Genomic DNA, 13,342 nt, shown 5'->3' on the forward strand with positions numbered 1-13,342 from the left:
GCGGCTCGGCCTTCTGCGTGCGGACACACGAGGTCTGGTAGGTGCCCTGAATATTCCAAATGCCACCCTTCCTGCGAAGGGGGACACCCGGTAGGACCTGTACCTGACCCGGAAGGACGCAGGAGGCGCCAGGCCCGCTCGGTACAGCGGGCCCGGCGATGAACCGCCGGTTCGGCGCTCGACTGGCGCTCGTCCGGCGGAGGCGGGTGCGGGCACCGGGGGTCCCGCAGCCGGGCGAGGTCACTTCTCACGGCAGGCATCCTGCAATCTGCGGAAACGGCCGCCGGGGCCCGGGGATCTGCGGGGCACGGGGATCGAGAGCTGCGCAGTCAGGCCCGTTTGATCCTGGTGGCGGATGCGTGCTCACCGTTGGTGATGAGGGGACCGTCGGCGATGAGCGCCCCGGATTCCACGAGCGCTGCAACCCGCCACAACAGGGTCAGATCGGCAGCGTTCATGGTGGCCATGACGGTGCCGACGACAACGGCGAGGGCGGTCCCCGGGACCCTGCGGCGTCGAGGAGGGTGGCGTCGTAATGGTCCGCGAACGCGGAGCTGCGGTGGCGACGGCGATCTGGGGTGCCGGTAAGAACTCTGTCACCAGCCGCAAACGGCGGTGATCTTGCGAGGATGCCACCCGTGTGGGTGAGTCCGGGGTCGTACGGCTGCGCTGGGTGAAGCCTCGCGAGGACAATCGACGACCGTGGCCCGTACCCCGTTAGACCTGGACGAGCTGGTCGAGCACTGGACGCTGCTGAAGGACGAGCAGGAGCTCGTGTCCGGCAAGCGCGGTGCGACGCGACTGGGCTTCGCCGTGCTGCTGAAGTTCTACACGCAGTACGGCCGGTTTCCCCGAAACCGCGCAGAGCTGCCCGGTGAGGCCGTGGAGTTCGTCGCCCGGCAGGTCCAGGTCTCCGCTTCTGAGCTGGAGTCCTACGACTGGACGGGCCGCACGGTCGAGTACCACCGCGCACAGATCCGGGGACACCTCGGCTTCCGCGAGTGCAGCGTCGCGGACGCGGAGAAGCTGACGGCATATCTGGCCGAGCACGTCGCGCACGAGGAACGCAGGCCCGACCAGGTACGAGTGGAGCTGCTGGCACGGTGCCGCGTGGAGAGCATCGAGCCGCCCACGCCGGGCCGGTGCGATCGGATCGTCGCGGCTGCCCTGCGGGCAGCCGAGGAGTCGCTGACATCCCTGATCTCCTCTCGGCTGACCGCGGAGAGCATCGAGCGGCTGGTGGCTCTGGTAGCCGCCGGCACTGACCAGGACGACGAACCTCAACCCGGCGGTGCTGAGGGTGGGGATGCCCTTCCCGTGCTGGGAAAGATCAAGGAAGCGCCGGGCAACGTGAGCCTGGAGACGATGCTCACCGAGATCGACAAGGTGTTGGCGGTACGGGCGATCGGTCTGCCGCCGGATCTGTTCATCGATGTCGCACCGAAGGTCGTGGCGGGCTGGCGAGCGCGGGCCGCGGTGGAGTCGCCTTCCCATCTGCGGACGCACCCGGTACCGCTGCGGGTGACCTTGCTGGCCGTGCTGCTGCACGAGCGGGAGCGGGAGATCACCGACACGCTGGTCGAGCTGCTGATCTCCACGGTGCACCGGATCGGGGCCCGGGCGGAGAAGAAGGTCACCGAGCAACTGGTCAACGCGTTCAAGAAGGTGTCGGGCAAGGAGAACATCCTCTTCAAGCTCGCGGAGGCGTCGCTCGGCACCCCGGAGGGGACGGTCCGCCAGGTCGTCTTCCCGGCGGTGTCCGGGGGCGAGGCGACGCTGCGGGAGCTGGTACACGAGTTCAAGACCCGGGGGCCGGTCTACCGGCGGACCGTGCAGACGACGTTGAAGGCGTCGTACACCAACCACTACCGGCGCGGGCTGGTCAAGCTGCTGGACGTGCTGGAGTTCCGCTCCTCCAACCACACGCACCGGCCCGTGATCGAGGCCCTGGCGCTCGTGGCGCGGTACGCGAACGCCGGGAACACGACGTACTACCCGCTGGGCGAGACGGTCCCGGTACACAAGGCGATGGGAGGGGACTGGGCGGAGGTCGTACACCGCACCGACAAGCGCGGCCGGCGCCGGGTGGTGCGAATGGTCTACGAGGTCGTCGCCTTCCAGGCCCTGCGCGACCAGCTCAAGTGCAAGGAGATCTGGGTGGTCGGCACCGACAAGTGGCGCAACCCGGACGAGGACCTGCCGCAGGACTTCGAGGCCCGGCGGGCTGAGAACTACCGGGAACTGCGCAAGCCGCTGGACCCGGCGGTGTTCGTGGACGAGCTGCGCGAACAGATGACGGACGAGCTCACCCTGCTGAACGACAAGATGCCCAAGCTGTCCTGGCTGGACATCGCCGAGCGCAAGTCCGGAGCAATCCGGCTCACCCCGCCCGAGGCCCAGCCCGAACCGTGCAATCTGCGCAGGATCAAGGCCGAGGTAGCGAGGCGGTGGGGCATCGTGCCCCTGATCGACATGCTGAAGGAGGCGGTGCTACGGACCGGCTGCCTGGACGCGGTCACCTCCGTCTCCGGCGGCGGCAGCCTCACCGCGGAGGTCCTGGCGGAACGCCTGCTGCTGGTCATCTATGCGTACGGCACGAACACCGGGATCAAGGCCGTGGCGTCCGGCGGCCACGGCCACACCGAGGACGAGCTCCGGTACGTACGGCGCCGATATCTGTCCGCGGAGGCGGCGCGCGCCATCGCCATCCAGATCGCGAACGCCACCTTCGCCGCCCGCAGCACGGAGTTGTGGGGCCAGGGCTCGACCGCGGTCGCCTCCGACTCCACCCATGTCCGCGCGTACGACCAGAACCTGTTCACCGAGTGGCACTCGCGCTACGGCGGCCGCGGGGTGCTCATCTACTGGCACGTGGAGAAGAAGTCCCTGGCCATCCACTCCCAGCTGATCAACTGCACCGCGTCCGAGGTCGCCGCGATGAACGAGGGCGCGATGCGGCACGGCACCACCATGGACGTCGAGGCCAACTACACAGACAGCCATGGCCAGTCGGAAATCGGGTTCGGCATCACGAGGCTGCTCAACTTCGACCTGCTGCCCCGCATCAAGCGGATCAACAAGGTCAAGCTGTACCGGCCGGTGGCCGGCGACCCGGACGCCTACCCGCAGCTGGCCCCGGCGCTGACCCGCCCGATCCGCTGGGAACTCATCGCGCAGCAGTACGACCAGATGATCAAGTACGCGACCGCGATCCGTACCCGGACCGCGTCCACCGAGGCGATCCTGCGCCGCTTCACCCGCAACGCCTCCCACCCCACCTACGCCGCGATGCTGGAGGTCGGCCGCGCGCAGAAGACCATCTTCGTGGCCCGCTACCTCCGGCTGCGGAACCTCCAGCGGGAGATCGAGGAGGGCCTGAACGTCATGGAGTCCTCCAACGGCGCGAACTCCGTGATCGCCTACGGCAAGGGAGGGGAGATCGCATCCAACCGGCGCGACGAGCAGGAGATGTTCGTCCTGTGCCTGCGCATTCTCCAGTCCGCCCTGGTCTACGTGAACACCCTGATGCTTCAGGACATCCTCGGCGAGCCGGAGTGGGCCGACCTCCTCACGCCCGCCGACCGGCGCGGGCTGACCCCGCTGTTCTGGTCCCACGTACGCCCGTACGGGGAGGTGAACCTCGACATGGACGCCCGCCTGGACCTCGCCTCGGCCGCCCTGCCGGGTCCGCGTACACCGCTGGATGCCCGTCAGCCAGCAGCCCAAATTCGAGGGACGCCGATAGCGGTTACGCCCTAACGGCCGAACTGGAGGTATACGCCTTCTTCTGTACCGTCGTAGTTCAGCCTCAGTTTGAACGTGATCGAACTGAAGGGCGCGGACTTGCTGACGTGAATGGTGCCGTTGGAATCGGTGGGCGGGCCTTCCTTGAACTTGCCCGTGACCATGTTGCTCTGGGGGACCTTGAAGTCCGCGTCGCCGCTGATCCGGGTGATAGTCGTACCCGCCTCAAACGTCACGATTGAGGCGAGCGATCCCAGATGAAAGATGGCATCCTCCACGTTGCCGCCGAAGTCGATTCGGAACTCAGTGTCGTCTTTTCTGCTCCTGAGTTCTACCGAGTCCGAAGCGGGCAGCTGGGGGGTGAAGAGGGGCGTTCCGAATTCGGTGTGCTCCCCGTTGATGTCCACGGGGCCCAAAATGCCCGTGATCCCCTTGACCGTCACCGTTCGGCCGCCCAGCTTCCCGGTGGCCTGTCGATCGCTGTCGCGAGACGTCCAGTCGACGAACTCTACTGTCCTGCCGAACTGGAGGTATACGCCTTCTTCTGTGCCGTCGTAGTTCAGCCTCAGTTTGAACGTGATCGAACTGAAGGGCGCGGACTTGCTGACGTGAATGGTGCCGTTGGAATCGGTGGGCGGGCCTTCCTTGAACTTGCCCGTGACCATGTTGCTCTGGGGGACCTTGAAGTCCGCGTCGCCGCTGATCCGGGTGATAGTCGTACCCGCCTCAAACGTCACGATTGAGGCGAGCGATCCCAGATGAAAGATGGCATCCTCCACGTTGCCGCCGAAGTCGATTCGGAACTCAGTGTCGTCTTTTCTGCTCCTGAGTTCTACCGAGTCCGAAGCGGGCAGCTGGGGGGTGAAGAGGGGCGTTCCGAATTCGGTGTGCTCCCCGTTGATGTCCACGGCCCCCAAAATGCCCGTGATCCCCTTGACCGTCACCGTTCGGCCGCCCAGCTTCCCGGTGGCCTGTCGATCGCTGTCGCGAGACGTCCAGTCGACGAACACTGGCGCTTCTGTTGCCCTCACTTGCTGTTCTGTTGCCATCGCCTTGGGCCCTCCTGACAATCTGGATTTCAACCAAAGGGTTTGCCCCGGAGGTTCCCCCCAAACGCATGGCCTACCCAAGACCAGTCCCGCCAGGGCACTTGTGTGCTCACCAACAGCCGCGCTCTCTCCGCTCAGCCTCTGGGGAACAGTCTTGCCCCCAAAGTTGAAAGACGTACTGCTGTTGGGCCTCTCTTCCAGGCTAGCCGGATACGAAATTCGTGCCTCTCGGGGCGTACCCGACCTGCCGTCATTCGGAGACGGAGCGTCGGGCAGGCGAGTCATGCTCTTCTTGCCCAGGGCGAGACGGCGGGTCATCGTCGTGATGTCGGCCCAGGTGTCCTGCCCAGCTGTTCTGTGCACGAACGCCACGGCCCTCGCCGCCCACGCCGAAGACGCCCTGCGCCGGTCCGATATCCATCCGGTGCTGTTTCGCACCGGCCGGAGTCTCGGCGAAAATGGCCAGGTCGCCGCCGCGACCGCCCATTTCCATCACCTCACCCGTGGGTCGCAACCCACCACCTCGGTCCCTACCAACCCGACACCCTGGCCGCCCACAACCAGCCTCGCCCGCTGGAAGGGGATGCGGTCGGCGCCGCGACCGCCTTCAAGGAACTGCTGGCTGACCGTGTGCGGGTGCTGGGCGAAGACCACCCCGCCACCCTGACCAACCGCAACGACCTCGCCCGTTGGAGGGGGGTGGGAAGAGATAGTCGTTGATGAATCGACCGATTGATGAGCAAGATCAGTAAGCGGCGGCGCGCGGTCGGACCGACGCCGGATCATGCTCATAAACCGGTGTCAGAAAGTCGAAGTGCTCAAGAACTTGAGGAGCACCCTTTTCTGTACGATCTGGCGGGTGCAGCCACCCCAGGACGACGACACCGCCGATCTCCTCGCCCCCGTACCGGCCGCACGGACCGGCGGCCTCGTGGGATACGCACGCGTGTCCACCAAGGGGCAGTTGCTCGACCGGCAGATCCACGCACTCACCGAGGCAGGGTGCATTCGGATCTTCGCCGACAAGAAGTCCGGCAAGAACGCCGAGCGCGAGGAACTGTGGAAGGCCCTCGACTACCTGCGCGAGGGTGACACCCTCGTAGTCCCGTCGCTGGACCGTCTAGGACTTGTCCGGCCGATCATGTGACTACTGCGCGCCGAGGTCGTTGATGTGGACATGGGGCGGGGTGATCTGACGGATGCGGAGTGGGAACGGCTGCGGCCGTTCCTGCCGGTCAGCAACCGGCGTTGTGGGCGATGGCGGGATCACAGGCAGGTGATCGACGGGATTCTGCACCGGGTGCGGACCGGTGTGCAGTGGCGTGACCTGCCCGAACGGTTCGGCCCATGGAAGACCGTCTACGAACGCCATCGTCTGTGGTCCGCCGACGGCACCTGGGAACGACTGCTCCAAAAGGTCCAGGCCGCAGCCGATACAGCAGGTGAAATCGACTGGGACATCTCGGTTGACTCCACCATCGTCCGCGCGCATCAGCATGCGGCCGGCGCCCGCACCGATCCGGCCCCGGGCCCCGCGTCAAAGGGGGACGAACCGGCGGAACACCAGGACGAAACGCCGTGGCAGAGCCTGGTCGCCCGCCTGGTGGAGGTGGTGCTGGAGGTGAGGGCCTGGGCCGCTCGCGCGGCGGGTTCACCAGCAAGCTCCACCTGAGCGCGGACGGCCGCTGTCGCCCGCTGTCCCTGATCGTCACCGCAGGCCAGCGGGCTGACTGCACCCAGTTCAAGCCCGTGTTGGAGAAGATCCGCGTGCCGCGGTCCGGACTGGGCAGGCCCCGGAAGAAGCCGGACAGCCTCGCGGCCGACAAGGCTTACAGCAACGGGCCGTGCCGCGAGTACCTGCGGCGACGCAGTATCCGGCACACGATCCCGGAGAAGACCGACAGCCAGGCCGTACGCCTGCGCAAAGGCTCACGCGGCGGACGGCCGCCCGGATTCGACGAGGACCGCTACAAGAAGCGCAACACCGTCGAACGGGCAATCAACCGCTTGAAGCAGTCCCGGGCCGTCGCCACACGCTACGACGCGCGGCTACGTCTACCTCGGCACCGCAACAGCGGCAGCCCTCACCATCTGGCTACGAACTTGATCGGCCGGACAAGTCCTAGGTCGTTCTATCCAGGACCTCATCGCGATCGTGTCCGGCCTGCGCAGGCGTGGCGTCGGCTTCACCTCGCTGCACGAGGCGCTCGACACGACCACGCCCGGCGGGCGCCTGGTCTTCCACGTGTTCGCGGCCCTGGCGGAGTTCATTCGCGAACTCATCGTGCAGGGCACCAACGAGGGCCTGGACGCCGCTCGCGCCCGCGGCGCCCGACTCGGCCGCCCGCCGGCGATGACGGAGGAGCAGGTACGTCACGCCCGCGACCTGCTCGCCCGCCCAGAGAACACCGTCACCTCGATCGCGAAGCTCCTCGGCGTCTCCAGGAACACGATCTACAACTACGTGCCCGAGCTGAAGGGTGGTCGCGTCGCACTCGCTGAGGCGACGAGCACGCCGGAACTGCCCCAACCCACCAGGTCCGAGGACTGATCACCGACGTTTGCGGCTGGTGACAGAGTTCTTACCAGCACCCCGATCTGCTCGGCCGTGGTCAGTCCCCTCTGGCGAGGACGGCACGGAGGGCCTCGGCGAGGACTGCGGCCGGGTCCGTTGCGGCGGATTGGCTGCGCCAGGCGACGAAGCCGTCGGGGCGGACGAGTACCGCTCCGTGAGTGGAGATGCCATGTGCCGTCTCACCGTCCTCGACGTCGATGTCCACGCCGAGGACGTAGGGCCGGACCTCCACGCCCATCGCCGTGCCCACGTCCTTCGCGGTTGTGGCCCACTCCTGGCCATCGTGGCCGACGATGAGGACCAGGGCTTCGCCGTACAGGTCGAGGGTGGAGCCGCCGTCCGCGGTCGGGCAGTGCGGTGCCCGCGTGCCGGGTTGCGCCCGCAGCTCGACGGCAGGGATCGGGTCGGTCTCGTGGTTGCCGGGCACGGCCGCCGAGGCATACCGGAAGCCCATCGTCACCGCCGAATAGTCGAGCAACTCCACCTGCGCGCCGCCGGCCATCCTGTCGCCGAAGCGGGCGAACGCCTGCTGCATGGCGAGCCCACCGTAGGGTCGCCGTTCGGCGTCGTAGGTGTCGAGCAATCCGGGGCCGGCCCGCCCCGTAAGGACGGCGGCGAGCTTCCAGGCCAGGTTGTGCGCGTCCTGGATCCCGGTGCTTCCGCCGAACCCGCCTGTAGGAGGTTGGGTACGCGCGGCGTCCCCGGCCAGGAATACCCGGCCCGAGCGGTACGACCGCGCGACGTGGGCGCTGATCGGAAAGCCGAGGACGGTGACGTCGGTACCGGGGATCTGGGGCCGCAACGCGACGTCGATGTCGTCCAGTTCAGATGCCTCTCGCACCATTCCCGCGACGCGCTCGGCGGTGAAATCCGCCGCTGACTCGCGCTGTGGGTCGTACCCGGTGCTGAACAGCCAACGCGAGCCGGAGTTGTCGTGCGGCATCATCGAGCTGAACGGGCGCGGCTTTTGCAGGTAGACGATGCCGATCCGTCGGCCGCGCACGGCTGCCGAGAGGTCCGCGTCGACGATCGCGGTGATCGTGTTGAACAGTTCTCCCGGTCCGTCGGTTTCGATCCCGAGCCATGTGCGGATCCGGCTCTTGGACCCGTCGGCCGCGATGACGTAGTCCGCGCGGATCGCTCCCTCGTCGCCGCTCGCGCGGTCCCGGAGCGTCACCGTGACACCGTCGGCGTCCTGGTCGAGAGCGGTCACCTCGGTGAAGTTCCGGATATCGGCGCCGAGTTCGCGGGCGCGGTCGCGCAGCAGGGTTTCGAGCCGGTCCTGGTCGATCCCCGCGTAGGTCGATGGGCTGTAGGTGCGGGGGTCGACGAGCTCCGCGTGGTCGGCCTCCTCCACCGGTTCGTACGCGTCCGCAACGGTGTTCGCGCGCAGCGGCACGAAGACGTCGTTCTCGCCCAGGAAGCTCTCCTTGCGGATCGCCGGGCCGAGCCCGACCTGGCGGAAGACCTCGACGGTCCGCGGTGTGATGCCGCGCAGCCTCGGGTGTACGAGCAGGTCAGGGTGGCGCTCTACGACCGCTACCTGGACGCCCCTATGGGCGAGGAAGACAGCGGCGCTCAGCCCGGTGAGGGCGCCTCCGACGACAAGTACCTGAGTCTTCTGCTGATTCATAGCCACAGAATCAATCACCTGGATGAACTTGTCAATCAGATGGATGATTAAGCTCGCCGGGCAGATGGCAGAATCCTGGCCATGACCAGTGAGAAGAGCGCCCCGAACGCACGGCGGTCGACGCGGCGGGCGCCGGCCGCGCACGAGCGACAGCGCGACCCGGAACGCACCAAGGCACTGATCCTCGACGCCGCGACCGAGGAGTTCTCCGCCAAGGGCTTCGCCGGCGCCCGGGTGTCCGCGATCGCCGCGCGCGCCGGCGTCAACCAGCAGCTCATCACGTACTACTTCGGCGGCAAGGAGGGCCTGTACCGGGAGATCGGCCGGCGGTGGCGGGCCTACGAGGCCGAGGCGATCCCCGACGACACGGACCACGCGGAGATGATCAAGCGCTACGTGCGGGCGAGCGTCGACCCCCGTCTGGGCGGCCGCCTCCTGGCCTGGGAGGGCCTCGCCGACACCGGCGAGTCCGACGAAGGGGCAACCGAACGCAACGCCCGGCTGCAACACGAGGTGGAGCTGATCCGGGAGCGTCAGCGGGCCGGCGAGCTTGACGACCGGTTCGACCCCGCCGCGCTGCTGCTCATCGAAATGAGCGCGTCGAATGCGCTGGCGGTCTACCCCCAGCTGGCCCGCGGCCTGTTCGGGGCGGACGGCAGCTCACCTGAGCTCGTCGAGCACTACGCCGACCAGCTCGCCCAGCTGATCGGCTGCCTCGTCGGCGGCAGCTCCGGTCACCCTGACTAGCCTCGCGCGTTCGCGAGCTGGGCTGCCCGAAGGCTGATCAAAGACACGGAAAGTGCTACTGACTTGCCACAAGAGGACTCACTGAGGGGCCTGTTGGCTGCGAGGAAAGAAGCACTTCCCAGGTGAAGAAGCGTATCGGGTCCTCCCCCCATGTCCGAGTCGAGGGCGGCGGACGCTTGGTGGTCTCCCGGCCCGGGGCCGTGCTGCTGGTGGAAACGGCGCGCAAGACCGGCCTGGGCCAGGCGATATCCGCGGCTCTGGCGTCTATGCGCCTGGGCCCTGTTGCGAAAGTTGATCGACTGTCAGTCCTGCCTGGGATGCTCCGAGCATGGAGATGACAGTGCAGCTGACGATCGACTGCTCCGATCCGCAGAGAATGGTGACGTTCTGGGCCGAGGCCCTGGGCTACGTGCCTGAGCCTCCGCCGGGCGGGCACGCCACGTGGCGTGCTTACTGGGCGGCGGTAGGGGTGCCCGAGGCAGAGTTGCCAGCCGGTGCCGGCGATATCCCGGAGTCGATCATCGATCCCGCGGGACGTGGACCGAGGGTGTGGTTCCAGCAGGTTCCGGAGCCGAAGGTCGCCAAGAACCGGTGGCACTTCGACCTGAAGGTCGGTGGGGGCCGTGACGTCCCACTGGACGTCCGCACACAGCGGGTCATAGCTACGGTGGAACGGCTGGTCAAAGCTGGTGCCACCGTGCTGCGGATCAAGGATGAGCCGGAGATGGGGTTCTACGCCGCCGCCATGCAGGACCCCGAGGGTAACGAATTCGACGTCGTCTGAGGGCCGTTGTGACGGTGCTGGTCACAGCCACTCGTTCACGGCTGCGCCCAGCACAGTCGCCTCGTAGCGGACGGAGAGCTTGTCGCACCTCGTGGCCACTGCCCTGTGCCTTTTCAGTCGGTGTCGATCGGGGCGGACGCGTGGCCGGCCCGATCCGATGCGGGTACGCGGGCATTCTCGAGCACAGGCTCGAATTGCAGCGAGTCGCCGCGCGGCCCGGGCGAATCCGCGGGCGTCGCTTTCGAGGACGATGACCTTGTCCACGTACGGGCCGGCTGCCGCGGCGGCCAGGGTTTCCGCGAGTGCGCCGCCCGGACGATCACATGGCTCAGGGTGTCTGTGCTCCGTGTCCGCTCAGGAAGGTGGGCTGGTCGGGGATGCGGGGGACGGAGCCGTAGCGGCGGGTGCGGCGGGCGTACTGTTCGATCGCCTCCCACAGGGTGCGGCGGTCGACCGCGGGCCAGGGGGTGTCGAGGAAGAGCAGTTCGGCGTAGGTGGCCTGCCAGGTAAGGAAGTTGGAGGTGCGCTGGTCGCCGCCGGTGCGTAACAGCAGGTCGACGTCGGGCAGTTCGGGGACGTGCAGGTAGCGGGCGAAGGCGTGCTCGGAGACCGAGAGGGGGTCGATCCTTCCGGCGGCTGCTGTGATCTCGGCGCGGCCGCCGTAGTTCACGCACCCGGTCAGGGTCAGCCCGGTGCGGTCGCGGGTGGCTCGCTCGGCCTTGAGGAGTGTCTCGATGACGTCGGCCGGCAGGCGGGAGCGGACTCCGGCCCAGCGCAAGCGGACCCGGCGAACACGACAGCCAACGTCCCAGTTCGAGGCACATTTCGACATCGGAGGCCGCGCTGCCGACAGCCAGGGATGAGGCCGGCTCACGAACCCGTCGAAGCCCTAGCCCTGTGCGCCCACGGCGCCTTGAATGAATCTCCGCAGGTGCGCACGCACGGCGTCGGGCTGCTCCAACCAGGGCTCGTGTCCAGCGCCCTCGATCCGTTTCAGCGGAAGAGCGAGCCGGAGCGCGAGTGGTTCAAGAGCCGACACAGGGCGGGGATCGTCGGCCCCACCGAGGAGCTCTGCCCGCGCGGGCAGGCACTCGCGCAGCTCGGGAAGATGTTCATCGAGCGGATCTGCGCGTCTTTCCTTGCCAAGTTCGCCATTCATAGACCAATTGATCGGGCGACGCCGCCGGGCACCCTGCGCGGCCCAGTGCCACCCGCGTTCGGGATCGGAATGGTCGGTGAACCAGGCCAGCGTGAGCAACTCGACTTCCTGGTCCTCCGTGCGGCGCGGCAACTCTTCCAACTCGCGGAGCCGCTTCTGTTGAGCTGCGGACATGCGACGGTCGCGCTCCGCTCGGGCCCTGGTACGCCAATCACCGACGAACGGCCCGCATATCAGCAGCATCGCGGCGACCCGGTCAGGATGCGCCATGCAGAACCGGCTCGCCAGGTCAGAGCCGTAGGAGTGCCCAATCAGCACGGCCGCGGGCACGTCCCATGCGTCGAGCAGGTCGACGAGATCGTCAACATGCCGGGCGAAGAAATGGCGCCCCCGCCACGGGGATTGGCCCGTGCCACGCTGGTCGTACCGGTACACAGGCGCTAGGTCCGCGACCATGGGCGCGACATCGCCCAGATAGTCCGGCAGACCCGGACCGCCATGGAGCATGACCACGGCCGGCCGCCTGGTCGTGTCCCCCAGCGCCATCCAACGTATCTGCGCCTCGTCAGTCATCGACGTGAGGCCCTGCGTCTCCATCAAGGTCACCGCGCAGAACCTACCGGTGCCGCTGAGGCTCCGCCAAAGGTTGAAGAGCAAGCAGAGAAGCTGTTTCGGATCCGCTGATCTGTGACGCTCTGTGACGGGTGGCAGAGTAGCGAGTCCCATTTCTTGGAACCTGCGTGGTCGGGCATCCGCTCCTGCATCAGCCGGTAGTAGGCGCCAGCGTTGGGGTAGGTGTTGGTGTTGGGTTGGTGTCGACGGTGTAGACCGGCTTGAAGAACGGCAGCACACAGCCCGGGGAGGATGCGCCGGGGGTGATGTCGTCGCCACGCGGAGAGAGTTCACGGACGCTGCTGATGCCGCTGGAGCCGAAGTCGGCGGATGCCGAGGCGGTGTCGGAGGCGGTGCCGGAGGCGTCCACTGTCGCGGTGATCGACCAGTCCAGGTCGATCTTCTCCTTGCCGGTGCCGTCCAGCGGGTGACCACCCGGCGGGATGCCCGGGCGGGCATCCCGCCGCCGGCCGACGCCGGCGGCGGCGAAAAGCCTGGTGCGCGGGGCCGACGGAACCGGGTAGTGTCTTGGTCATGTTCTTCCAGACGCCGATTTACGAGTGAGAGCGTGATGGGCCCCTGCTGCCGTCCTTCGACGTCGCCGCGCCCATCCCCCACCGATGAATCCGTAGATCACTTCACTTCATTCCGGGAGAACCCGTGAGCAAGAACATCAACAACCCCGTGGGCATGGGCGGCGGCCAGCGCAAGAAGCTGTCCCGCGCCGAACGACAGAACAACGGTCCGCACCGCAACCTCGACCGCCAGGGTGCCGCCGAGCAGAAGGCGGAGCTGGTGCGCAAGATGCGCGAGAAGGCAGGCGCAGCTGAGGGCGCCGGGCAGACGGGCGAAGACACCGCACAGAGCTGACGCGCCGCCGCAGGGCGGCACCGCACGGGGCAGGGCCCGGACCGCGACGCGCGGTCCGGGCCCTGCTGCCGTATTGGGTGGCTTTGTTCACAAGCTGAAGGTCGCGGTCTGCAACGGCACCGCCAAGCTGGACGACGCCCGCAACGCCATCGCCACCGACTGGACGACC

At 67.4% G+C, this 13,342-nt stretch carries 12 protein-coding genes and 2 pseudogenes; 9 read left to right on the plus strand and 5 right to left on the minus strand.

The annotated features are described in order from the left end of the window. Nucleotides 1-329: 329 nt before the first annotated feature. On the minus strand, nt 330-458 hold the full coding sequence (locus tag B1H19_RS40270; RefSeq protein ID WP_257789422.1) for a hypothetical protein: 129 nt from the start codon (nt 456-458) through the stop codon (nt 330-332). A gap of 244 nt (nt 459-702) precedes the next feature. Between B1H19_RS40270 and B1H19_RS01070 the strand changes: the two genes are divergently transcribed. After that, entirely contained in the window at nt 703-3,759 is a 3,057-nt protein-coding gene (locus B1H19_RS01070) for a Tn3 family transposase (protein ID WP_083102398.1), read from the plus strand. Here the strand turns inward: B1H19_RS01070 and B1H19_RS01075 are convergent. Continuing rightward, the gene (locus B1H19_RS01075) at nt 3,756-4,793 is read right to left on the minus strand and encodes a hypothetical protein (protein ID WP_159027918.1); all 1,038 of its coding nucleotides are present in this window, start codon (nt 4,791-4,793) and stop codon (nt 3,756-3,758) included. The genes B1H19_RS01070 and B1H19_RS01075 overlap by 4 nt on opposite strands. 859 nt (nt 4,794-5,652) lie before the next feature. On the opposite strand from B1H19_RS01075, the gene B1H19_RS01080 reads away from it, so the two are divergent. From B1H19_RS01080 to B1H19_RS01090, 3 genes and pseudogenes are all read left to right on the plus strand, one after another. Then, a complete protein-coding gene (locus B1H19_RS01080; RefSeq protein WP_083102400.1) occupies nt 5,653-5,940 on the plus strand; it encodes a recombinase family protein in 288 nt (95 codons plus the stop codon). A gap of 30 nt (nt 5,941-5,970) precedes the next feature. Next, a pseudogene (locus tag B1H19_RS39135) lies at nt 5,971-6,900 on the plus strand (IS5 family transposase). Between the two features lie 27 nt (nt 6,901-6,927). Beyond that, nucleotides 6,928-7,344, plus strand: a complete 417-nt coding sequence (locus tag B1H19_RS01090) for a recombinase family protein (RefSeq protein WP_257789458.1) — start codon at nt 6,928-6,930, stop codon at nt 7,342-7,344. 61 nt (nt 7,345-7,405) lie between these two features. Here B1H19_RS01090 and B1H19_RS01095 read toward each other — a convergent pair whose 3' ends face one another. Further along, nucleotides 7,406-9,001, minus strand: a complete 1,596-nt coding sequence (locus B1H19_RS01095; RefSeq protein WP_083102401.1) for an FAD-dependent monooxygenase — start codon at nt 8,999-9,001, stop codon at nt 7,406-7,408. A gap of 81 nt (nt 9,002-9,082) precedes the next feature. Between B1H19_RS01095 and B1H19_RS01100 the strand changes: the two genes are divergently transcribed. The 3 genes and pseudogenes from B1H19_RS01100 (at nt 9,083) to B1H19_RS01110 (ending at nt 10,532) form a co-directional block, all read left to right on the plus strand. Then, entirely contained in the window at nt 9,083-9,748 is a 666-nt protein-coding gene (locus tag B1H19_RS01100) for a TetR/AcrR family transcriptional regulator (protein ID WP_083102402.1), read from the plus strand. Nucleotides 9,749-9,870: 122 nt separating this feature from the next. Further along, nucleotides 9,871-10,020, plus strand: a pseudogene (locus B1H19_RS01105) (IS1380 family transposase); the annotation flags it as partial. A gap of 56 nt (nt 10,021-10,076) precedes the next feature. Then, nucleotides 10,077-10,532, plus strand: a complete 456-nt coding sequence (locus tag B1H19_RS01110; protein ID WP_083102404.1) for a VOC family protein — start codon at nt 10,077-10,079, stop codon at nt 10,530-10,532. A gap of 328 nt (nt 10,533-10,860) precedes the next feature. On the opposite strand, the gene B1H19_RS01120 is transcribed toward B1H19_RS01110, so the two are convergent. Continuing rightward, the gene (locus tag B1H19_RS01120; RefSeq protein WP_335755919.1) at nt 10,861-11,310 is read right to left on the minus strand and encodes an undecaprenyl diphosphate synthase family protein; all 450 of its coding nucleotides are present in this window, start codon (nt 11,308-11,310) and stop codon (nt 10,861-10,863) included. A 111-nt stretch (nt 11,311-11,421) separates the two neighbouring features. Further along, nucleotides 11,422-12,288 (minus strand): alpha/beta fold hydrolase, encoded by an 867-nt coding sequence (locus B1H19_RS01125; protein ID WP_237289740.1) that lies wholly within the window; start codon nt 12,286-12,288, stop codon nt 11,422-11,424. A gap of 281 nt (nt 12,289-12,569) precedes the next feature. Between B1H19_RS01125 and B1H19_RS38445 the strand changes: the two genes are divergently transcribed. Both B1H19_RS38445 and B1H19_RS01130 read left to right on the plus strand, forming a co-directional pair. Beyond that, nucleotides 12,570-12,734 carry a hypothetical protein gene (locus B1H19_RS38445; RefSeq protein ID WP_159027919.1) on the plus strand — a complete coding sequence of 55 codons (165 nt, stop codon included), beginning with the start codon at nt 12,570-12,572 and terminating at the stop codon, nt 12,732-12,734. A 229-nt stretch (nt 12,735-12,963) separates the two neighbouring features. After that, entirely contained in the window at nt 12,964-13,173 is a 210-nt protein-coding gene (locus B1H19_RS01130) for a DUF6243 family protein (protein ID WP_083102407.1), read from the plus strand. Nucleotides 13,174-13,342 lie beyond the last annotated feature (169 nt).

It is taken from the genome of Streptomyces gilvosporeus (assembly GCF_002082195.1).
In the GTDB taxonomy this organism is placed as follows: domain Bacteria; phylum Actinomycetota; class Actinomycetes; order Streptomycetales; family Streptomycetaceae; genus Streptomyces; species Streptomyces gilvosporeus.